The organism is Mesorhizobium sp. ES1-6 (genome assembly GCF_020164775.1).
In the GTDB taxonomy this organism is placed as follows: domain Bacteria; phylum Pseudomonadota; class Alphaproteobacteria; order Rhizobiales; family Rhizobiaceae; genus Mesorhizobium.
The window spans coordinates 815,648-836,244 of the sequence record NZ_JAIUGU010000002.1 but is presented as its reverse complement, the minus strand read 5'-3'; the positions used below and the strand labels follow the sequence as shown (position 1 = coordinate 836,244).

Genomic DNA, 20,597 nt, shown 5'->3' with positions numbered 1-20,597 from the left:
GCTCGTCACTTGGCGCGAGGCCTTTCAATGCATGGTTTTGTGACGCCGGCTTTTGGCTTTGACAGAGCCGCAAACAGTGGTTAAGGGGACCACTCTTTTATTGACGAGGCTTGCCGTGGCAAAAACCGAACTTGGCACAAAGCGTGTCGACCCTGAAACGGGTCGAAAATTCTACGACCTGAACAAGGACCCGATCGTCTCGCCCTATACCGGCAAGACCTATCCACGTTCCTATTTCGAGGATGGCAAGGTCGCCGCCCTCGAGGAGGACGAGGAAGTGGCCGAGAAGGAAGTGGATAGCGAGGAAGAAGAGGGCGCCGAAGTCGTTTCGCTCGAAGAGGCCGATGACGAGGCCAAGGGCGGCGACGATCTTCCCGATCTGGGCGACGACGAGGACGATGTCGATCTTGGCGACGACGAGGATGACACGTTCCTCGCCGACGAAGAAGAAGAAGACGACGACGTTTCCGACATGATCGGCGTCGGCGACGACGACGACGAGGTCTGACAAGGCCGCGAAAAGCGGGCATTTGCCCGCTTTCGCAACATCGGAATAAAAAGCCGGTATTCAGGCTTGATATCTGGGAAGGGCGGGGTTAGAAGCCGCCTGCACTAACGGCGCGGTCTTCCAACCCGCGCCGATCTCTCGCCGGAAACGGCGCCGGCTGACTGCCGGGAGTGGGGCCATAGCTCAGTTGGGAGAGCGCTTGAATGGCATTCAAGAGGTCGTCGGTTCGATTCCGATTGGCTCCACCAAACAGTCTTCTTATCTAATTGATAAGAAAGCACCTTTTAAGAAGCGGCAGTGCCGTCCCTAACCAAAACCCTACCCCGTGTTTTTCCTGCGGCCTTTGATCCTGATCATCCGCAGTTGGCTTGAGCGCTGCTGGAACCGATAGATCGGTCGACAGAAAGAACCGTTGTATGGGCCGCCCTACGCCGGGGATGCTCTCAACCAAGTCCTTGACCGGGTTCTCGGCGGTATAAACCAGATGGCGTTCCTGGCTGTAGGCGTCGGTGATTGTTGGCCTATCCGCTCGATAGAAAATCTGTTTTCGCGCATGCACTTGAATTGCGTGGTTTAGCCGTTCGGCTTCATCGTCACTGATCACAAGCGTGAAGAACCTAGGAAGTGTGCGGTAGCTCATTGGCCTCACAAACAAGGCCGCGATGTTAGGAGTGAGCGGCACCAAGAGCGTCGGTGAATGCATGACATTCAGTGGGGATCTGATGTTGTGATAAAATCCGTCGCCAAAAATAAACTCCCTCGTCGGCGAATAAATTGCCACAAACTTTCCGTTGATCCCAATCTGTTTCACTGCCTCTTGATGCGTGTTTCGCATATTGAGGCCGATTAGGGCGTTCCGCTCTGCCTCCGGCAGTGAACCTCTGAATTGCTCGGCAACACTAACAGCGCCTTGCCGGTTCATAGGGCTACGAACGGCAAGCGAAATTAGGCCCTCGGCCAACATTGCTAGATTTTCGTCAGATGCGTCCGCCGGCCGAAATCGCGTGGCGAACGGCTCTGAACGCGGAGTATCATCCCTCTCCAGCCCCTGAAGCCATCGAATGACGCTCGGAAAATTGTCGTCCGCCCTAGCGAAAACGTTCTCGAAGTCCTGATCAAATGGGGTGGCTTCGCCAGCCTGTCCTAGGCGTATCTGATGGCCGTTACCGATGGCCCCAAGGTTCTTCGGAGGCATACGCTTAACCGAGCCATCTGGCAGCAACCAGTTAGTGAAACCCTCTTTATCTTTCCAAAAGGACGAAACGCCTTCCGGCCACCAGTGATGACGCGCGGATTTGAGCTCTGCCAAGGATGCCCCACCCTCTGGAAACAATTACTCAAATATAGTTCAAAAATTCCGAACCCCAAGTCTGGCGACGCGTGGGAGCCCAAGAATTTTGTTTACCCGCCGACACGATAGATGAAGGCGTCTCGTCTGACGAGGCGCTTCACGCGGGAACAAGGTGAGCAACGCGCCCGGCGGGCCAATTGTAGTCCTTCGTGCTGTATGCCTTTCGGGACGTGACCTTGATTAGGAGCCTGTCCGGTTCGTGCGGGCCATGAAGGGTTAGTTTTCTGTATCTCTTGGACCATTTGTGAAAGCCGCCGCCGTAATTCTCGTCACCCCCTTCGGAATACCAGCTTGTTTCCTCCACATAGATTTGATGGCCTTCGAGCTTTCCTAGCCAGAGGTTCTTTTGAGTTGGGTCGTACATCCACATTCCGTTTTTGCCGCTGAAGCCGTGAACCCACTTTTCGAACGGTCGCGGAGAATATCGTTCGATAAGCCAGCCACCCTCTATCGGTTTGCCATCTTTCCAGACGGACGACTTCAGGAAGGGAACCCATATTTGTGCGATGCCGGCTCGGGCATATGACGATGCTCGGCTTTCGATTTCGTCGAGACTGATCGGCGTGTGCTGAAGCTCGAAAGCGATCCGTAACCCCTTAGGCGACCACGCCATCACGTCGGCGCGGCGGTCACCGGGCAAAGTGTCAACCACGAACTCGATTTGCGCCGCTAGCTTGCGTGCGGCGAGTGCGTCGGCGACCAGCCGCTTCGCCTCTAAATGCTGTTGCGTTTCTCCGGTCGCCCACGAACACGTCATGGGTGGTTTATGGGCGAAGTGGGCGATCTTTATCCGGCCCTTCTTTAAGATCATCACGGCGTTGCATATGGGGTTGGGACAAAGGTACGCGGGGCCGCGCAACGCAACAGCGGCGTCTATTCGGTCACTACCTAGCCTCGCAACAAGCATCTAGGCTCTTGCTCTCTCAACTGAACTTTCCCCCAAACCCCAACATTATCATCGAGAGCGGCCTTGCTGATGGCCCAGCTGTGTGGCCAAAGTGTTTGCTAAGGGGCAGGGCGCCGCAGACGTTCGTTGGGATGGGGAAATTGATGAAAAGTATCGCATACGCGGCAGCGCTCGTTGCACTGTCAAGCAATTTCGCAGCGGCTGACACGATCACTGCCAAAGAGATTGCCGCCGGCATCTCCGACAGCAAAACCGAGCTTGAGCAGGAAAGTTGGTGGAAGGAAAATATGGGCGACAAGTCGCACGAAATCAGCGGCAAAGTCGTAGATGTCCAACAGGGTACTCTTTCGGGCTATTGGGTACACCTCAACATAGGCAAGGGCATCAAGGTGATGTGCGGCTTTGAAGCCGAGCAGAAAGCCGTGGTCCAGTCGTTGCGAAAGGGCGCCCCCTTTACCTGCAAGGGAAGGGTTTCGTCGACATGGACCGTGGTCTTTGGTCCTTCGTTCAATATCGACTGTTCCGCCCTGTGAGCCAGCGTATAAACGCGCTTGCGCTGATCCTGTTTGGAATCTGGCTTGGAGGGATAATCGCCCTAGGCTTAAGAGCTTTAGGCGGTTGAGAATGAAATCCTTGAACATGTTGTACGCATTCGTCGACCGCCGAGAACAGCCTTCTTCGTCGGAACGGGCGAGTGGTTTCTAGATGAAGGCCGAGCGGTAACCGCCGCCCGCTGTCTTTTTCATCAATCCCCACGCGTTTCCGCCCCTGGAAGCCGTCACATCACCACTCTGCAAAGGAGCCGTCCTTGTGACGCCAGATCGGGTTGTGCCAATTGTGGCCTTCCCTGGCCCGCTCCTTGACATACTCCTCGTTGATCTCGACGCCGAGGCCCGGGCCGTCGGGGATGGCGACATAGCCATCCTCGTAGCGGAAGACATCCTTGTTGGCGGCGTAGTCGAGCAGGTCGTTGGCGGCGTTGTAGTGGATGCCCAGACTCTGTTCCTGGATGAAACAGTTGTAGCTCACGGCATCGAGTTGCAGGCAGGCGGCGAGCGCGATCGGCCCCAGCGGGCAGTGCGGCGCCACCGCCACGTCATAGGCCTCCGCCATCGCCGCGATCTTGCGGCACTCGGTGATGCCGCCGGCATGCGACAGATCGGGTTGGATGATGTCGACGACGCCTTCCTCGAACACGGATTTGAAGTCCCAGCGGCTGTAGAGCCGCTCTCCCAGCGCGATCGGCGTCGAGCCAAGAGCGGCGATCTCCTTCAGTGCCTCGCGGTTTTCGCTGAGCACCGGCTCCTCGATGAACATCAGCCGGTAGGGCTCCAATTCCCTGACGAGGATGCGGGCCATCGGCCGGTGGACGCGGCCATGGAAATCGACGGCGATGCCGATATTGGGCCCGACCGCCTCGCGCACCATCGCGACGCGCTCGATGGCCGCATCGATTCTGTCGTGGCTGTCGACGATCTGCAGTTCCTCCGTGCCATTCATCTTGAGCGCCAGGAAACCGCGCGAGACCACTTCCTTTGCGCCCGCCGCCACCTCCGCCGGCCGGTCGCCGCCGATCCAGGAATAGACCTTGATGGTGTCGCGCAGCCTGCCGCCGAGCAGTTCATGCACGGGCACGCCGAGCGCCTTGCCCTTGATGTCCCACAGCGCCTGGTCGATGCCGGCGATGGCGCTCATCAGGATCGGCCCGCCACGGTAGAAGCCGCCGCGATGCATCACCGTCCAGTGATCCTCGATCAGGCGAGGATCCTTGCCGATGAGATAGTCGCCAAGCTCCTTGACCGCCGCTTCGACGGTCAACGCGCGACCCTCGACCACCGGCTCGCCCCAGCCGGTGACGCCGGCATCGGTCTCGATCTTCAGGAACAGCCAGCGTGGCGGAACGATGTAGGTGGTGAGCGAGATGATTTTCATGCGCGGTCTCAGTTGTTCTTGAGTTTCTTGGCGCTGACGAGGTCGCGCGCCGCGAGGTCGAGGATCCGGTTGGCGGCACCACGCGCCGCCTCGGCCTCGCGCATGCGCAGTGCCTCCACCACTTCGCGGTGCGCCGCCACGGCTTCCATGCGGCGGTCGAGCGAAATAGTCGCCGTCGCTTCCAGCGAGAATTTCAGCCCGGTGTCGATCAGATTGCCGATCTGGCGAAAGATCGGATTGTGGCTCGCGGCATAGACGATCTGGTGGAAGGCAATGTCGCTGCGCGAGAAGGCGGCGAGGTCCTCGCCGGCATTGGCCATGCCGCGCCACGCGGCTTCCAGGTCGGCGATCTCCTGCAGTGTCGCGCGCGTGGCGGCCAGTTCCGCGACCAGCGGCTCGATCGCCCGGCGTGTCTCCAGTATGGCATCGAACAGCTTGTCGTCCAATGCGTGCGGCGCATGCCAGGCCAGCACCTGCGGGTCGATGATGTTCCAGTCGTCCTCGTTGCACACGATGGTGCCGACGCGCGGCCGCGACAGCACCAGCCCCTTGGCGGCGAGAACCTTCAGGGCCTCGCGAATGACGGTGCGGCTGACGCCATACTCGACGCCAAGTTCGTTTTCGGTGGGCAGGGAGGAGCCGGCCGGATAGCGTCCGGAAAAGATGTCGGAGGCCATAGCCTTCGTCACATCGGGCATGACGCGCGGGCGGCGCGTGTCGGCTGAAGCCTTCTTAGACGTTTCGGTCACCTCAGCCCTCCTCCAAGGCGGCGAACCCACTGATTTCGCACAGCCGGCCCGGCCTTACCGGATGCGGATGATTTGCGCCAGCGATCCTTGGTCAGAGCATGTAGCTCAATTATCATACCAGATCAATTGACGAGTATGATAAAAGCGAATACAGACTCCAGCATCCGGGCCGAGCGTCCGGCCTATCGCTGGGAGGTAATCATGCGACTTTTGAAAACCGCGCTCGTCGCGGGCGCGCTTGCCGTGCTGTCCGTCACGACCATCGCTGCATATGCTCAGGACACCAAGATCGGCTTCATCGTCAAACAGCCCGAGGAGCCATGGTTCCAGGACGAATGGAAGTTCGCCGACCAGGCCGCCAAGGAAAAGGGTTTTACCCTCGTCAAGATCGGTGCCGAGGACGGTGAGAAGCTGATGTCGGCGATCGACAATCTCGGCGCCCAGGGCGCGCAGGGCTTCATCGTCTGCACCCCGGACGTGAAGCTCGGCCCCGGCATCGTCGCCAAGGCCGCCGCCAACAATCTCAAGCTGATGACCGTCGACGACCGTCTGGTCGGTGCCGACGGCAAGGCGCTGGAAGACGTTCCGCATATGGGCATCTCGGCCACCAAGATCGGTGAGGCTGTCGGCCAGGCGATCGTCGATGAGATGAAGGCGCGCGGCTGGAAGGCCGACGAAGTCGGCGCGATCCGCGTTTCCTATGACCAGTTGCCGACCGCCGTCGACCGTGTCGAAGGCGCCATCTCGGTGCTGAAGGCCAACGGCTTCAAGGCCGAGAACATTTTCGACGCTCCCCAGGCCAAGACCGACACCGAAGCAGCCCTCAATGCCGCGACCGTGGTGCTCAACGCCCATGCCGACATCAAGAAATGGGTGTCCTTTGGCCTCAACGATGAAGCGGTGCTCGGCGCCGTGCGCGCCTCCGAAAGCGTCGGCATTCCAGCTGACGGCATGATCGGCGTCGGCATCGGCGGCGCGGATTCGGCGATCAACGAATTCAAGAAGCCGACCGCCACAGGCTTTGTCGGCACGGTGATCATCTCGCCGAAGCGCCATGGCTACGAGACGGCGCTCAACATGTATGACTGGGTCGCCAACAACAAGGAACCGGAGAAGCTGATCCTGACCTCCGGCGCGCTTGCCAAGCGCGACGACTACCAGAAGGTCCGCCAGGGCCTCGGCATCGAATAATCCTCCCTGTACAAACAGGCGGCGGCTCATGCCGCCGTCTGTTTGCCGTGGCATAAGAAGGATCGACGCCCGTGTCCTTTCTCGACTTCTCGCGCATCACCAAGACCTATCCGGGCGTCAAGGCGCTGTCGGATGTCTCGTTCGGCGTCGACAAGGGCGCCGTGCATGGCCTGATGGGCGAGAATGGGGCCGGTAAATCCACCCTCATAAAAATCCTGTCCGGCGATCAGCATGCCGACGAGGGCGAGATCCGCATCGACGGCAAGGTCCAGGCCTATGCCTCGACAAGGGACGCCTTCGACAATGGTGTCATCGTCATCCATCAGGAATTGCAGCTCGTGCCGGAACTCACCGTCGCCGAAAACTTGAGCCTCGGCCGCTTTCCCGCCAGCGCCGGCGTCATCGCGCGCGGCAAGATGCTGGAGGATGTCGGCGCCAAGCTGAAATCGGCCGGCATCGACATCGATATCAGCCGCAAGGTCAAGACGCTGTCCATCGGCGAACGCCAGATGGTCGAGATCGCCAAGGCGATCATGCTCGATGCGCGTGCCATCGCGCTGGACGAGCCGACCTCTTCGCTGTCTTCTCGCGAGAGTGAAATCCTGTTTGCCCTGATCGACCGCCTGCGCGGCGAGGGCAAGGTCATCATCTATGTCTCGCATCGGCTCGACGAGGTGTTCCGTCTCTGCGATAGCCTGACCGTGCTGCGCGACGGCAAGCTCGCGGCGCACCACGCATCACTGAAAGGCGTCACCCGCGACCAGGTCGTCGCCGAAATGGTCGGCCGCGAAATCTCCGACATCTGGGGTTTTCGGCCACGGCAGACGGGCGAGATCAGGCTGAAAGTCGAAGCGATCTCCGGAGCAAAGCTGAAAACGCCGGCCAGCTTCGAGGCCCGCGCCGGCGAGATCGTCGGCTTCTTCGGCCTCATCGGCGCAGGCCGCTCGGAACTGATGCGGCTGGTGTTCGGCGCCGACGCGCGCTTGGGCGGCACCATCATTGTCGATGGCAAGGCGATCCATGCCGCTGACCCGCATGGCGCGATCCGCGCAGGCATCGTGCTGTGCTCGGAAGACCGCAAGCATGACGGCATCATCCAGGGCCGCTCGATCGAGGAAAACATCAACATCTCCTCGCGGCGCCATCACGCGCGCTTCGGCATCCTGAACCGCGCCAGCGAGATCGCCACGGCCGAAACCTTCATCAAGAAGCTCAAGGTGCGCACGCCATCGCGCAGGCAGGACATCATCAACCTGTCCGGTGGCAACCAGCAGAAGGTCATCCTTGGCCGCTGGCTGTCGGAGCAGGGCGTCCGGGTGCTCATCGTCGACGAGCCGACACGCGGCATCGATGTCGGCGCCAAAGCGGAAATCTACGAACTGCTCTACCAGCTTGCCGAGGATGGCATGGCGATCGTCGTCGTCTCGTCCGAACTACCGGAGGTGATGGGCATCTGCGACCGCATCCTGGTGATGTGCGGCGGGCGCGTCAGCGCTGAACTTTCCCGCGACCAGTTCGACGAGAGGGCGATCCTGGCCGCGGCACTTCCCGACACCAAAACCCCCGACGCCATCGCATCCTGAGGACCTGACATGACCGATCAGCTGAAGAAGATCCTGCTCGGCGAACAGGGCCTCGTCGTCATCTTCATCGTCGCTTTCGCGCTGGTGTCGCTGCTGGTGCCGAACTTCCTCACCGACCGAAACATGCTTGGCCTGCTCCAGTCAGTGGTCACCGTCGGCATCGTCGCCTGCACCATGATGTTCTGCCTGGCGGCGCGCGACTTCGACCTGTCGGTGGGCTCGATCGTCGCCTTCGCCGGCATGGTCGCGGTGATGGCGTCCAATTACACCGGCTCGATCCTGCTTGGGTTGCTGGCGGCGATCGCCTGCGGTGCCTTTGTCGGCTTCATCAACGGTGTCGTCATCGCCAAATTCCGCATCAACGCGCTGATCACGACGCTGGCGACCATGCAGATCGTGCGCGGCCTTGCGCTGATCGCGTCCGATGGCCGCGCCGTCGGCATCAACAGCCCGGATTTCTATCAGCTCGCGCTGTCGAAATTCCTCGGCATACCGACGCCTGTCTGGGTGCTGGCACTTCTGTTCTGCATTTTCGGCTTCGTGCTCAACCGCACCGTCTTCGGCAAGAACACGCTGGCCATTGGCGGCAATCCCGAAGCGTCGCGACTGGCCGGCGTCAACGTAGACAGGACCCGCATCTGGATCTTTGCACTGCAAGGCGTCGTCTGCGGTATCGCCGGCATCCTTTTGGCCTCGCGCATCACATCGGGCCAGCCCAATGCGGCAGTCGGGCTTGAACTCTCTGTCATCTCGGCCTGCGTGCTCGGCGGCGTGTCGCTTGCCGGCGGCCGCGCCACCATGTCCGGTGTCATCGTCGGGGTGCTGATCATGGGCATTGCCGAAAACGCCATGAACCTGCTCAACATCCCGGCCTTCTACCAGTATATCGTGCGCGGCGTGATCCTGCTGCTCGCCGTGCTGCTCGACAATCTGCGTTCGTCGGCCTTGGGCCGGCGTTGATCCGTCTTCCAGGGGAGTGACAGCGATGGCTGAGCGCCTGTCCGGCAAACGCATCTTCCTGACGGGCGCCGCGCAGGGCATCGGTCTTGCCATCGCCGAGGCCTGTCTGGCCGAGGGTGCGAAATTGTTCCTCGTCGACCAGGACGGTACGTTGCTGGACAAGACCATCGCGGGCCTCGCGGCACCCGAGGGCCATGTCGGGCATGTCACGGCCGACATCAGGGACGAGGCCGCGATAAAAGCAGCCGTTGCCCGTGCGAACGCCCAGATAGGTCCAGTCAACGCGTTGATCAACAATGCCGGGATGAATGTCTTCTCGACGCCGCTCGAGGCCACCGAAGAAGAGTGGAACCGCAATTTCGACGTCAACGTCAAGGGCGCCTGGAACTGCAGCAAGGCGGTGCTGCCAGGCATGCTCGCGAATGGCGGCGGGGCGATCCTCAACATCGCCTCGACCCATGGCTTCACCATCATTCCGCACACTTTTCCCTATCCCGTGGCCAAGCACGCCCTGCTTGGGCTGACCAAGTCGCTGGCGCTCGAATATGCCGGGCAGGGCGTGCGCGTGAACGCGCTGGCGCCCGGCTATGTCGAGACGCGGAAGGCCATCGACTACTGGAACAGTTTTCCTGATCCGGCTGCGGCGCGCGCCAACACCATGGCGTTGCATCCCGACGGTCGCATTGCCTCGGTGCGCGAGATCGCCCTTGCCGCCGTGTTCATGATTTCCGACGAGTGCCCGTTCATGAACGCGGCGACCCTCGTCATCGATGGCGGGCTGAGCCAGCTTCAGCATCCCGCCTGAATGCGGGAAAGACCATGACCAAGAGACGATCGCAGCATTGGTTCGGTGGCCAAGGCAAGGATGCCTTCATCCATCGCAGCTGGATGAAGAACAACGGCCTGCCCGACGATGCTTTCGACGGCCGCCCGGTGATCGGCATCTGCAACACATTCTCCGAATTCACCCCGTGTCATGTCCATTTCCGCGGCCTGATCGAGCACATCAAGGCCGGCGTGCTGGAGGCCGGCGGCCTGCCTCTGGAATTCCCGGTGTTCTCGTGCGGCGAATCCAATTTGCGGCCGACGGCGATGCTGTTCCGCAATCTCGCCTCGATGGATGTCGAGGAGGCGATCCGCGGCAATCCGATGGATGGCGTCGTGCTGATGGCCGGATGCGACAAGACCACGCCGTCGCTGGTCATGGGGGCTGCCTCCTGCGACCTGCCGTCGATCGTCATTTCCGGCGGGCCGATGCTCAATGGCCGTTTCCAGGGGCGCGCCATAGGGTCCGGCACCGATGTGTGGAAATTCTCCGAGGACGTGCGCGCCGGCATAATGAGCGAGCAGGATTTCGCCCATGCCGAGAGCGCCATGTCGCGCTCGCCTGGCCACTGCATGACCATGGGCACGGCTTCGACCATGGCCTCGATGGTCGAGGCGCTTGGGCTGGCGTTGCCCGGCAACGCCGCCTACCCCGCCGTCGACGCGCGCCGCAATCGCATCGCCCGCATGACCGGGCGGCGTATCGTCGAGATGGTCAACGAGGATCTGCGCCCGTCGGCCGTTCTGACCAGACAGGCTTTCGCCAACGCCATCCGCGTCAACGGCGCCATCGGCGGCTCGACCAATGCGGTCGTGCATCTGCTGGCGATTGCCGGCCGCGTCGGCACCAAACTTGGCCTCGATGATTGGGATGCTTTCGGTCGCGACGTGCCGACCATACTCGACCTGATGCCGTCAGGTCGTTTCCTGATGGAGGATTTCTGCTACGCCGGCGGCATTCCGGCTGTCATGAAAGAGATCGCCGACATGCTCGATCTCGACGCGTTGACGGTCACCGGCAAGAGCGTACGCGACAACATCGCCGACGCTCGGAATGACAATCCCGAGGTCGTCCGTCCGCGCGGTAGGGCGCTGACGCCGCATGGCGGCATCGCGGTGCTGCGCGGCAATCTGGCACCCGATGGCGCCATCATCAAACCATCGGCCGCCTCACCATCGCTGATGAAGCATCGCGGCCGCGCCGTCGTCTTCGAAGACATCGACGACTACAAGGCGCGCATCGACGATCCCGCGCTCGACATCGACGAGACCTCGATCATGGTGCTCAGGAATTGCGGCCCGAAAGGCTATCCGGGCATGGCCGAGGTCGGCAACATGGCGCTACCGCAAAAGATCCTGAAAAAGGGCGTCCGCGACATGATCCGCATTTCCGACGCCCGCATGTCCGGCACCGCCTTCGGCACGGTCGTGCTGCATGCCGCGCCCGAAGCCGCCGTCGGTGGTCCGTTGGCGCTGGTCAGGAGCGGCGACATGATCGAACTCGATGTCGAGGCGCGGAAGCTGCATCTCGACGTGTCGGAACAGGAGCTGGCGCGGCGGCGTCAATCCTGGCTGCCGCCCGAGCCGGCGATGCGCGGCGGTTATCAGGGCCTCTATGTCGACCATGTCCTGCAGGCCGACCGTGGCGCCGATCTCGACTTTCTAGTCGGCAACCGTGGCCACGCCATTCCGCGCGAAAGCCATTGAGGGTGCGTGGGATGCCAAAATTCCAGCCCGATGATTTCCACGGCATTCACGCCATCCTCTACGCCCTGTTCGACACCCAGGAAAAACTCGACCGCGCGGCGATGCGCAGGCAGGTCGATATCTGCCTGGCGAGCGGCGTGCATGGCATGGCGGCGCTTGGCCTTGCCACCGAAGTCGCCAAGCTGACTGAAGCCGAGCGCCGCACGATCATGGACTGGACGGCGCAGGACACCGCCGGCAAGGTGCCGCTCGCCTTCACCATCTTCGGGTCATCGGTTGCCGAACAGGTCGCGCAAATACGGCACGCGGAAAGCGTCGGCGCCGATTGGGTGATCCTGCAGCCGCCGCCAGTTGGATCCTATGGAGCGCCCGAATACATCCGCTTTTTCGGCCGCGTCGCCGAGGCGACGGACCTGCCGGTGGCGATCCAGAATGCGCCGGCCTTTTTCGGCCGTGGCCTGACATCGGATGAGATTCGCGAACTGGTCACGCTCCACCCCAACATAAGGCTGATCAAGGGCGAAGGCCCGGTCACCGACATTGCCGGCCTGATCGAGCGCACCGAAGGCCGAATCCCCATCTTCAACGGGCGTGGCGGGCTGGAATTGATCGACAATTTCCGCATCGGCTGCCGCGGCATGATCCTGGCGCCGGATTGCATCGACCACGCCGTACGCGCCTATCAGGCGTTCCGCGCCGAAGACGAAGCAATGGCCGAGGCGGCGTACGAAAGAATGCTGCCGGCGGCTGTCTTCGTCATGCAAGGCATCGAGAACCTGATCTGCTACGGCAAGCGGCTGTTCGGCGCGCGCGCCGGTATCCAGATCCACGATCGTGCACCAGCGATGCGGCCAAACGAGAGCGGGTTGGCAATGGTGCAGCACTTCGCCGCCAGCCTTGGCCGGCTGCCCGCCTGAACAGCGTCAGTAGGTCGTTCGCCCGCCGGAGAGATCGAAGGTGGAAGCAGTTGTGAAACTGTTCTCCTTCGAGACCAGCCAGGCGACCATGGCGGCCGCCTCGTCGACCTCCAGCAGGCGGCCGCGTGGGATACGCGAGCGCATGTATTCGATGTGCTCGGCCGTCAATTGTTCGAGGATGCGCGTCTGCGCCGTGGCCGGCGAGATGCAGTTGACCGCGATGTCGTATTGCGCCAGCTCCTTGCCGAGCGATTTGGTCATGCCGATGACGGCGGCCTTCGAAGCCGAATAGGCGGCGGCGTTGGGGTTGCCCTCCTTGCCGGCGACCGAGGCGATGTTGACGATGCGCCCGTAATTGCGCTCCTTCATCCCCGGCACCACGGCGCGGTTGACGTAGAAGGTGCCGTTGACGTTGACGTCGATGATTTTCTTCCACACATCGACATCGTAGGTATCGAGCGGCGCGGCGGGGCCGGCAATACCCGCCGAATTGACGAGGATGGAGATCGTGTTCGCGATCTCCTCCGTCCTGGCACGCGCGGCGTCCACAGAATCCCAGTCGGCTATGTCCACGACCAGCGTCGTGGCCGCCTTGCCGAGTTCCCGCTTGGCCGTATTGAGGCGCGCCTCGTCGAGGTCCCACAAGGTGACCGTCGCACCCGAGGCGACAAAACGCTTCGCCATGGCGAAGCCGAGGCCTTGCGCGCCTCCGGTAACCACGGCGTGTTGGCCGTCGAGATCGATCCTGTTCATGCCGGGGGTTCTTTCCGTCTGAGATATGGGAGGGGTGCGTGTTGAAAGCGGGCGGTGCTGCTACATCGTCGCGCCGAGGCTCCAGGGCACGAATTCGTTGTCGCCATAGCCGAGCGCTTCCGATTTTGTGCGTCCGCCCGATGCCACGCGCAGGATCTCGGCGAAGATCTCCTCGCCCTTGTCCGCCAGCGTCACGCCGTCGAGGATGTCGCCGCAATTGATGTCCATGTCGTCACGCATCTGCTCGAAGACGAAGGAGTTGGAGGCGAGCTTGATCGAGGGCGTCGGCTTGCAGCCGAAGGCCGAACCGCGCCCGGTGGTGAAGCACAATATGTTGGCGCCACCGGCCACCTGTCCGGTCGCCGAGACCGGGTCGTAGCCGGGCGTGTCCATGAAGACGAGGCCGCGCTCGTTGATTGGCTCGGCATATTCCAGCACCGCGCGCAGATTGGTCGTCCCGCCCTTGGCCGAGGCGCCCAGCGACTTCTCCAGGATGGTCGTCAGCCCGCCGAGCTTGTTGCCGGGAGATGGGTTGTTGTTCATCTCCATCTCGTGCCTGGCGGTATAGTCCTCCCACCAGCGGATGCGCTCGATCAGCTTTTCGCCGACGGCCCGGCTTTCGGCGCGACGCGTCAAGAGATGTTCCGCGCCGTAAATTTCGGGTGTTTCCGAAAGGACGGCTGTCCCTCCTTGCGAGACCAGCAGGTCCACCGCCGCCCCGAGCGCGGGATTGGCGCTGATGCCGGAATAACCGTCCGAGCCGCCGCATTGCAGCGCCAGCACCAACTCGGAAGCCGGCTGCGGCGTCCTTTCTGCTGCATTGACGACCGGCAGCATCTCGACGATGGCCTTCACCCCGGCATCGACCGTCTTGCGCGTGCCGCCGGTCTCCTGGATGGTCATCGTGCGGAAAATGGTGCTTTCCTCGATGTTGTAGGATTGCATCCAGCGCGGGATCTGGAAGGCTTCGCAGCCGAGCCCGACCATCAGCACGCCGCCGACATTGGGATTGGTGGCAAAACCCCACTGCGTGCGCTTCAGGAGATCGTAGGCCGGGCCCTTGGTGTCGATGCCGCATCCGGTGCCGTGCACGAGCGAGATGACGCCGTCGACATTGGGATAGTCGCGCAGCATGCCTGAGCGGTTGACCTCTTCCACGATGAAGCGGGCGACGCTGGCCGAGCAGTTCACCGACGTCAGGACGGCGATGAAATTGCGCGTGCCGACTTTGCCGTTCGGCCTGCGGTAGCCCATGAAGGTCGCCCGTTCGGCATCGGGAAGGACCGGCGTTTCCCTGGCGTCTGTGCCATGCCCGTAGTCGCGCTCGAAATCGCGCAGGTAGACATTGTGCTCGTGCACCCAGTCTCCGGCCGCGATCGGCCCACGCGCGAAGCCGATGGTCTGGCCATACTTCACGATCGGTTCATCCGCCCCGATGTCGAGCATGGCCATCTTGTGGCCGCGCGGGATGCGGGCCCTGGCGGCCACGTCGCCGGCCCTTTCGCCGGCCGCCAACGGATCGACCGCAAGCAGGATGTTGTCGGCGTGCGATAGCTTGATGAAGCGCGTCATTACCCCAACTCTGAAAAGCTCTGCCCGGAGGAGGAATCGAGAGCTGAAAGACAATAAGAATACTAATATAATAGAAAGCAGATGGTCAAGCCGTGGCGCTTCCGGTCGCTTCAGCCGAGAAGGTCGGCGGCGACTTCGAGCGTGTTGCGGAAGGAGGTTTCGAGATGGTGCTCCATCGCCTGTGCGGCGCCCTCGGCATCGTGTCGCTTCAGAGCGTCGAGAATGGCTTCGTGCTGCTCGATCGTCTGTTCGCCATAGCCGGGCTTCGGAATGGCGAGGTAGCGGCCGCGGTCCATCTGCGCCTTCGAGATGTCGACGGCCCGCCAGATCATCGGCAGGCCGCAGATTTCGGCGATGGTTCGATGGAAGACATCGTCGAGCTGGATCGCGGTGGCATATCGGCCGCGCGATATGGCAAGCCGATGCGCCGCCATATTGTCCTCCAGCAGTTCTGCCGATGCCGGTGTGAGCTTGACGGCCGCGCGCCGCGCGCTCTCCATCTCCAGCGCCCGGCGGATGACATAGGCCTCCTCGAGGTCGGCGCGGCTGATCGGCGCGACATAGGTGCCGGTCTGCGCCAGGATTTTGACCAGGCCTTCGTCGCTGATGCGCTTGACCGCTTCGCGCACCGGAGTACGCGAAACGCCGAGCGCTTCGGCGATCGCCACCTCGTTGATCACTTCCCCCGGCTTCATCTGTCCCACGACGATCAGGTTGCGGATCTTCTGATAGATCTGATCGCGCAGCGGCAGAGCCCGATTGAGGGTCGAAGGGTCCAGGTCCATGGCAAATCCGTAGCTTCGTTCACTGGAAATGATCAGATTATATTAGAATGTAAATCGGAATGCACTCGATGCGAGGGTGACGTCCGTCGAGAACGGAATGGTCGCATAAGTTCATGAAATCCAGCTTGTCAGAACTGTTATATTAGTGCAATAGTCTATCTGCCAATCGGAATTTGACCGGCAAAATGAGGTCCTGAACCAAGCCGCATGCCACGAGGCGAGCGTTCCGGGCCACCGTTGGTTCGCGTTCCAATGAGGAAGAATACTAAAATAACAATGCTGCCTAATGCCGAGACAACGGGCCGTCCTGCCAGGGAGGAACCTAGCCAGACATGACTGCCGCCGCCGATTGCGCCTTGGACATGAGAGGCATCAGCAAGATCTTTCCGGGCGTGAAGGCCCTGTCCAATGTCAACTTCGCCGTCAGGTTCGGCACCGTGCACGCGGTCGTGGGCGAGAACGGCGCCGGCAAATCGACGCTGATGAAGGTGCTCAACGGTTCCTATGCGCCGACCAGCGGCACCATCAAGGTCGGCGGTGCCGAGGTGCGCATGCGGCGTCCCGCCGATGCACAGGCGCTTGGCATCCGCATGGTGCACCAGGAAATCAACCTGGTTCCGGACCTGACTGTGGCGGAGAACGTCTATCTCGGCCGCATGCCCGGCAAATGGAGCTGGCTGCGCAAGGGCGAGATGGTCAGGAAGGCCGCCGCCGTCCTTGCCGAACTGGGCGCTGCCATCAATCCGCGCGAGCGGCTCGGCAATCTGTCGATCAGCCAGCAACAACTCGTCGAGATCGCCAAGGCCTACGCGGCCCAGCCCCGGATCATCGTCCTGGATGAGCCGACATCGAGCCTCAGCGAACATGAAACGGCGGCGTTGTTTCGCATCCTGCGCAAGATGCGCGATGACGGCATCGCCATCATCTACATCAGCCATCGGCTGAAGGAAGTGCTCGAGATCGCCGACGAGGTGACCGTGCTGCGCGACGGCTCCATGATCGAGACTCGTCCGATCGAAGGCATTACCGCCGCCCAGATGATCAGGTTGATGGTCGGCCGCGAGGTCAGCAACGTCTTCCCCAAAAGTCCGGCCGAGATCGGCGAGTCGCTGTTGCGCGTCGAACGCATCGGTGACGGCACCCGCTTCCGCGATGTCAGCTTCGATGTGCGGGCTGGCGAGATACTGGGCCTGACCGGCCTCGTCGGCGCCGGCCGCACCGAAGTGGCGCGCGCCATCTTCGGCCTGTCGCGCCTCGTCGAGGGCGCGGTCATCGTCAAAGGCCGCAAGGTCTCGATCAATTCCCCATCGCAGGCGGTCAGGGCCGGGATTGCCTACGTTCCCGAGGACCGCAAGGGCGACGGCATCGTACCCGGCATGTCGATCCGGGAAAACATCAGCCTGCCCATCCTGCGTCGCCTCAGCCGTTTCGGGCGCATCAGGCGCGGCGCCGACCGGGAACTGGCGGCGGACTATGTGAAACAGTTTTCCATTTCGCCGCCCGACGGCGAGCGGCGCATCAACCTCCTTTCCGGCGGCAACCAGCAGAAGGCGGTCATCGCCAAATGGCTTGCCGCCAGGCCGTCGGCGTTGATCCTCGACGAGCCGACGCGCGGCGTCGATGTCGGCGCCAAGGCCGAAATCCACAACATCATCGGCCAGCTCGTCGCTGGCGGCATGGCGGTGGTGATGATCTCCTCGGAACTGCCGGAAATCCTGGGTGTCTGCGACCGTGTCGTGGTCATGCGCGACGGACATGCCTGCGAGCCGCTGGAGCGCGCCGAACTCAGCGAAGAGCGCATCATGGCTCTGGCGACCGGCGAGGAAATGGCGTGACCGACGCGGCCATGGAGATCAGCGGCGTCACCCCCGACCGTTTTACGCGCGGCAGCAGGCTTGTCGACGCCCTGTCGAAGGCGGGACTCGCCTTCGCCATCCTGGCCGTGATGCTCTACGGCTCCTTCGTCAGCCCGGCTTTCTTCACCTCAGGCAATTTGCTCAATGTCCTGACCTCGATGTCCATCGTCGGCATCGTCGTCGTCGGCATGACCTTCGTGCTGGTGGTCGGCGGCCTGGCCGACCTGTCGGTGCCGGCCACGATCGCTTGCGGCGCCATCCTGTCACTCGGGCTGCAGCCGATGATCGGGCCGCTGCCGGCCTTCGTCCTGGCGGTGGGCCTCGCCGGCCTGATCGGCCTGCTCAACGGCGTGCTGGTCGGCTATGTCGGCATCAACCCCATTATCGCCACGCTCGGCATCGGCACCATCGGGCTGGGCATCGTGCAGGCCGCCGTCGGGGGCGTCATCGTCTATGGCAGCAATCCGGCCTCAGCCGAATTCGCCAAGGGCCGCCTGTTCGGCATCCCGGTCGTGGTGCTGATCTTCCTGCTCATTGCCCTCATCGGCCATTTCGTCCTGTCGCGCTCCTTCTGGGGCAGATGGACGCTCGCCACCGGTGGCAATTACAGCGCCGCCGAGGCAAGCGCGGTGCCGGTGCAGGCCGTCAAGGCCGGCGCCTTCGTCATCACGGCGCTCGCCTCCGGCATTTCAGGCGGCCTGCTCGGCCTAACTTTGCAGAGCGCACGGCCGCTCATCGGCGCCGGCTATGAATTCAGCGCCATCACCGCGGTGGTGGTCGGCGGCGTGTCGATCATCGGCGGCTTCGGCTCCGTGCCGCGGGCGATCGCCGGCCTGATCTTCGTGCAGCTTCTGACCAACGTCATGGTGCTCGGCGGCGTGCGCACGCCGATCCAGGGTTTTGTCCTCGGCATCCTGATTGTCGGGGCCGTCGGCATGGATGCGGCGTTGCGCAAACGGGGAGTGGCGTGATGCGGTTTCTGGCGCTTGCCTCGCGGCACAGGGTCGTGATCATCCTCGGCCTGACCCTCATCATTTCCGCACTTGTGGTTCCAGGCTATTTCTCCGCATCGACCCTCGGCCTCGGCCTCGACCGCGCGGCGACGATCGGCCTGATCGCCATCGGCCTGACCGTGCTTTTGATCGCGGGCCAGATCGATCTTTCCGGCGGCGCCGTGTTTGCCCTGGCCGGCATCGTATCCGTCATCCTGCAGCGCGAGATCGGCATCCTGCCTGCCGCGATCGTCGGCATCCTGGTCGGCATGCTGGCAGGCGCCATCAACGGCGCGCTGGTCGTCGGACTGAAGGTGAATTCCCTCGTTCTGACGCTGGCGACGATGCTGATCTTCCGTTCGCTTGCGCACTGGATCACCAACAGCCAGCCGGTTTCGGGCGCCGACATCATGCTGTCGCTGGCGCTGGCCAAGATCTATCTCGATGTCTTCACCATCCGCAGCGCGCTGTTCATCATCCTGATCGTGCTGCTGCATGTCTGGCTGACACGCACCATCCCCGGCCGCAACGTCTTTGCCGTCGGCTCCAATCCGGCGGCCGCCAAGGAGAGCGGCATCGCCTCGGACCGCATCGTCTTTCTCGGCTTTGTCTTTGCCGGCACGCTTGCCGGCCTGGCCGGGGTTCTTCAGAGCCTCGTCACCAACACCGGTTCGCCCGTCTTCGGCTCGGAACTGACGGTCGCCGTCATTGCCGCGGTCGTCGTCGGCGGAACCCGCCTCGAAGGCGGCAGGGGATCCGCGCTCGGCACGCTAGGCGGCGTGCTGACCATCGGCTCGCTGACCATCGCGATGGAGTTCCAGTCCGTTCCCGCATACGTCCAGCAGGTCGGATCGGGGCTCATCCTGATCCTGCTCGTCGTGCTCGATCGGGCCGTTAATACCAAGGGGAGGGCTCCGGGCACGCGCCCCGCGCTCGTTCGCGACAATCCAATCACTCAAGGAGGAAACACATGATTGGGAGGAAAAGCATGATTGGGAGGAAACACATGATTGGCAAGAGAAGCATGCTGCAGATCGCCGCCGTGGCGTTGCTGGCGTCGACAGGCTGGGCCAGTGCCAAGACGGTCTGCTACGTGACGGCGGCGGATTCTCATGCCTATGCGACGCCGGCCAACAAGGCGCTCGAGGCCCGTGCCAAGGAACTCGGCGTCGATATCCTCAGCCTCAGCCAGGATTTCGATGTCCAGAAGGGCACCGAGCAGCTCAACACCTGCGTGGCGCGCAAGGTCGACGGCATCATCCTTTGGCCGCTCGACCCGCAGGCCTACATCCCCGGTCTGGCCCGCGCGCAGCAGGCTAACATCCCGGCGATCCTCATCAATTCGCCGATGAGCGACGACGCCAAGCCGTTCATCAAGTCCTTCACCGGACCTGACGTCTATGAGGAGGGCAAGCTGGCGGCGGATTCGCTGAGCAAGGCGCTTGGCGGCAAGGGCTCCGTCGTCATAATCGCGGGCCAGGCCGGCAACGGCACGACAATCGGCCGCGTTACCGGCTTCACCGACCGCCTCAAGGAAACCAACGCCGACATCAAGGTGCTCGATACGGTCAACGCCGACTTCGACCAGCAGAAGGCGCTGGTCGTGAGCCGCGACCTGATCACCCGGTTCGGCGACCAGATATCAGGCGTCTACGCCAATGACGACACGATGGCGCGGGGCTTCATCGATGCCTGGAAGGAGGCCAACCCGTCCAAGGCGGCGCCGCCGATCGTCGGCATCAACGGCCAGAAGGACGCGTTCGAATCGATCCGCACCAACGAGATGTATTCGACCATCGTCCAGTCGCCGGTCGAGGACGGCCGCCTGGCGATAAACACCATGGCCGAGATCATCGACGGCAAGGAGGTCAAGGGCCGGCTGCCGATCCCGCTGACCGTCGTCACCAAGGACAACGTCAACGCGGTCGAGCCGGCGTTCTGACGTGCCAAAAGGTCGGCCCGGCATGACGGGCCGACCCTGCCGTCGAGGAAGAATTTTCCAGTTTGGG

Annotated in this window: 19 protein-coding genes and 1 tRNA gene; 13 read left to right on the top strand and 7 right to left on the bottom strand. The window is 62.4% G+C overall.

The window, feature by feature from the left end; translation table 11 throughout:
* Window positions 1-115: 115 nt before the first annotated feature.
* Window positions 116-508, top strand: a complete 393-nt coding sequence (locus LB564_RS08595; protein WP_224536611.1) for a TIGR02300 family protein — start codon at window positions 116-118, stop codon at window positions 506-508.
* Between the two features lie 172 nt (window positions 509-680).
* Window positions 681-756: transfer RNA gene (locus LB564_RS08590), tRNA-Ala, on the top strand.
* A gap of 14 nt (window positions 757-770) precedes the next feature.
* Here the strand turns inward: LB564_RS08590 and LB564_RS08585 are convergent.
* Both LB564_RS08585 and LB564_RS08580 read right to left on the bottom strand, forming a co-directional pair.
* Window positions 771-1,817, bottom strand: coding sequence for a hypothetical protein (locus tag LB564_RS08585; RefSeq protein WP_224536610.1), 1,047 nt, complete (start codon window positions 1,815-1,817; stop codon window positions 771-773).
* Window positions 1,818-1,956: 139 nt separating this feature from the next.
* Window positions 1,957-2,766 (bottom strand): competence protein CoiA, encoded by an 810-nt coding sequence (locus LB564_RS08580; protein WP_224536609.1) that lies wholly within the window; start codon window positions 2,764-2,766, stop codon window positions 1,957-1,959.
* A gap of 143 nt (window positions 2,767-2,909) precedes the next feature.
* Here LB564_RS08580 and LB564_RS08575 point away from each other — a divergent pair, with 143 nt between their 5' ends.
* Entirely contained in the window at window positions 2,910-3,299 is a 390-nt protein-coding gene (locus LB564_RS08575; RefSeq protein ID WP_224536608.1) for a hypothetical protein, read from the top strand.
* Between the two features lie 250 nt (window positions 3,300-3,549).
* Here the strand turns inward: LB564_RS08575 and dgoD are convergent, their stop codons facing one another.
* Together dgoD and LB564_RS08565 are read right to left on the bottom strand one after the other, a co-directional pair.
* A complete protein-coding gene (gene dgoD, locus LB564_RS08570; protein WP_224536605.1) occupies window positions 3,550-4,698 on the bottom strand; it encodes a galactonate dehydratase in 1,149 nt (382 codons plus the stop codon).
* Window positions 4,699-4,706: 8 nt separating this feature from the next.
* Complete coding sequence (locus tag LB564_RS08565; RefSeq protein ID WP_140709541.1) at window positions 4,707-5,396, bottom strand: FadR/GntR family transcriptional regulator; 690 nt, start codon at window positions 5,394-5,396, stop codon at window positions 4,707-4,709.
* 252 nt (window positions 5,397-5,648) lie between these two features.
* On the opposite strand from LB564_RS08565, the gene LB564_RS08560 reads away from it, so the two are divergent.
* From LB564_RS08560 to LB564_RS08535, 6 genes are all read left to right on the top strand, one after another.
* Window positions 5,649-6,638: an arabinose ABC transporter substrate-binding protein gene (locus LB564_RS08560; RefSeq protein ID WP_013891527.1), complete on the top strand. Its 990-nt coding sequence runs from the start codon at window positions 5,649-5,651 to the stop codon at window positions 6,636-6,638.
* 71 nt (window positions 6,639-6,709) lie between these two features.
* Window positions 6,710-8,221, top strand: a complete 1,512-nt coding sequence (gene araG / locus LB564_RS08555; RefSeq protein WP_224536602.1) for an L-arabinose ABC transporter ATP-binding protein AraG — start codon at window positions 6,710-6,712, stop codon at window positions 8,219-8,221.
* Between the two features lie 9 nt (window positions 8,222-8,230).
* Window positions 8,231-9,181 (top strand): L-arabinose ABC transporter permease AraH, encoded by a 951-nt coding sequence (gene araH / locus LB564_RS08550; protein WP_224536600.1) that lies wholly within the window; start codon window positions 8,231-8,233, stop codon window positions 9,179-9,181.
* A 25-nt stretch (window positions 9,182-9,206) separates the two neighbouring features.
* Entirely contained in the window at window positions 9,207-9,986 is a 780-nt protein-coding gene (locus tag LB564_RS08545; RefSeq protein ID WP_224536598.1) for an SDR family oxidoreductase, read from the top strand.
* A gap of 14 nt (window positions 9,987-10,000) precedes the next feature.
* Window positions 10,001-11,713 (top strand): IlvD/Edd family dehydratase, encoded by a 1,713-nt coding sequence (locus LB564_RS08540; RefSeq protein ID WP_224536596.1) that lies wholly within the window; start codon window positions 10,001-10,003, stop codon window positions 11,711-11,713.
* A gap of 11 nt (window positions 11,714-11,724) precedes the next feature.
* The gene (locus tag LB564_RS08535; protein ID WP_224536594.1) at window positions 11,725-12,630 is read left to right on the top strand and encodes a dihydrodipicolinate synthase family protein; all 906 of its coding nucleotides are present in this window, start codon (window positions 11,725-11,727) and stop codon (window positions 12,628-12,630) included.
* 6 nt (window positions 12,631-12,636) lie between these two features.
* Here the strand turns inward: LB564_RS08535 and LB564_RS08530 are convergent, their stop codons facing one another.
* From LB564_RS08530 to LB564_RS08520, 3 genes are all read right to left on the bottom strand, one after another.
* Entirely contained in the window at window positions 12,637-13,383 is a 747-nt protein-coding gene (locus LB564_RS08530; RefSeq protein ID WP_224536592.1) for an SDR family NAD(P)-dependent oxidoreductase, read from the bottom strand.
* A gap of 60 nt (window positions 13,384-13,443) precedes the next feature.
* Window positions 13,444-14,955 (bottom strand): UxaA family hydrolase, encoded by a 1,512-nt coding sequence (locus tag LB564_RS08525; protein ID WP_224536590.1) that lies wholly within the window; start codon window positions 14,953-14,955, stop codon window positions 13,444-13,446.
* 110 nt (window positions 14,956-15,065) lie between these two features.
* Window positions 15,066-15,740, bottom strand: coding sequence for a GntR family transcriptional regulator (locus LB564_RS08520; protein ID WP_140709382.1), 675 nt, complete (start codon window positions 15,738-15,740; stop codon window positions 15,066-15,068).
* A 332-nt stretch (window positions 15,741-16,072) separates the two neighbouring features.
* Between LB564_RS08520 and LB564_RS08515 the strand changes: the two genes are divergently transcribed.
* The 4 genes from LB564_RS08515 to LB564_RS08500 are packed head-to-tail and all read left to right on the top strand — an operon-like array spanning window position 16,073 to window position 20,530.
* Complete coding sequence (locus LB564_RS08515; protein ID WP_224536588.1) at window positions 16,073-17,575, top strand: sugar ABC transporter ATP-binding protein; 1,503 nt, start codon at window positions 16,073-16,075, stop codon at window positions 17,573-17,575.
* Window positions 17,572-18,567, top strand: a complete 996-nt coding sequence (locus LB564_RS08510; RefSeq protein WP_224536585.1) for an ABC transporter permease — start codon at window positions 17,572-17,574, stop codon at window positions 18,565-18,567. The genes LB564_RS08515 and LB564_RS08510 overlap by 4 nt, the downstream gene beginning before the upstream one ends.
* Window positions 18,567-19,562 (top strand): ABC transporter permease, encoded by a 996-nt coding sequence (locus LB564_RS08505; RefSeq protein WP_224536583.1) that lies wholly within the window; start codon window positions 18,567-18,569, stop codon window positions 19,560-19,562. The genes LB564_RS08510 and LB564_RS08505 overlap by 1 nt, the downstream gene beginning before the upstream one ends.
* Window positions 19,563-19,594: 32 nt before the next feature.
* Window positions 19,595-20,530 (top strand): sugar ABC transporter substrate-binding protein, encoded by a 936-nt coding sequence (locus tag LB564_RS08500; RefSeq protein ID WP_224536581.1) that lies wholly within the window; start codon window positions 19,595-19,597, stop codon window positions 20,528-20,530.
* Window positions 20,531-20,597 lie beyond the last annotated feature (67 nt).

What these genes read in the sequence shown, in the direction of transcription:
- LB564_RS08580 (WP_224536609.1), bottom strand. Translation starts at nt 2,766, where the DNA reads ATGCTTGTTGCGAGGCTAGGTAGTGACCGAATAGACGCCGCTGTTGCG.
- LB564_RS08575 (WP_224536608.1), top strand. Translation starts at nt 2,910, where the DNA reads ATGAAAAGTATCGCATACGCGGCAGCGCTCGTTGCACTGTCAAGCAAT.
- dgoD (WP_224536605.1), bottom strand. Translation starts at nt 4,698, where the DNA reads ATGAAAATCATCTCGCTCACCACCTACATCGTTCCGCCACGCTGGCTG.
- LB564_RS08565 (WP_140709541.1), bottom strand. Translation starts at nt 5,396, where the DNA reads ATGCCCGATGTGACGAAGGCTATGGCCTCCGACATCTTTTCCGGACGC.
- LB564_RS08560 (WP_013891527.1), top strand. Translation starts at nt 5,649, where the DNA reads ATGCGACTTTTGAAAACCGCGCTCGTCGCGGGCGCGCTTGCCGTGCTG.
- araH (WP_224536600.1), top strand. Translation starts at nt 8,231, where the DNA reads ATGACCGATCAGCTGAAGAAGATCCTGCTCGGCGAACAGGGCCTCGTC.
- LB564_RS08545 (WP_224536598.1), top strand. Translation starts at nt 9,207, where the DNA reads ATGGCTGAGCGCCTGTCCGGCAAACGCATCTTCCTGACGGGCGCCGCG.
- LB564_RS08540 (WP_224536596.1), top strand. Translation starts at nt 10,001, where the DNA reads ATGACCAAGAGACGATCGCAGCATTGGTTCGGTGGCCAAGGCAAGGAT.
- LB564_RS08535 (WP_224536594.1), top strand. Translation starts at nt 11,725, where the DNA reads ATGCCAAAATTCCAGCCCGATGATTTCCACGGCATTCACGCCATCCTC.
- LB564_RS08530 (WP_224536592.1), bottom strand. Translation starts at nt 13,383, where the DNA reads ATGAACAGGATCGATCTCGACGGCCAACACGCCGTGGTTACCGGAGGC.
- LB564_RS08525 (WP_224536590.1), bottom strand. Translation starts at nt 14,955, where the DNA reads ATGACGCGCTTCATCAAGCTATCGCACGCCGACAACATCCTGCTTGCG.
- LB564_RS08520 (WP_140709382.1), bottom strand. Translation starts at nt 15,740, where the DNA reads ATGGACCTGGACCCTTCGACCCTCAATCGGGCTCTGCCGCTGCGCGAT.
- LB564_RS08515 (WP_224536588.1), top strand. Translation starts at nt 16,073, where the DNA reads ATGACTGCCGCCGCCGATTGCGCCTTGGACATGAGAGGCATCAGCAAG.
- LB564_RS08505 (WP_224536583.1), top strand. Translation starts at nt 18,567, where the DNA reads ATGCGGTTTCTGGCGCTTGCCTCGCGGCACAGGGTCGTGATCATCCTC.
- LB564_RS08500 (WP_224536581.1), top strand. Translation starts at nt 19,595, where the DNA reads ATGATTGGCAAGAGAAGCATGCTGCAGATCGCCGCCGTGGCGTTGCTG.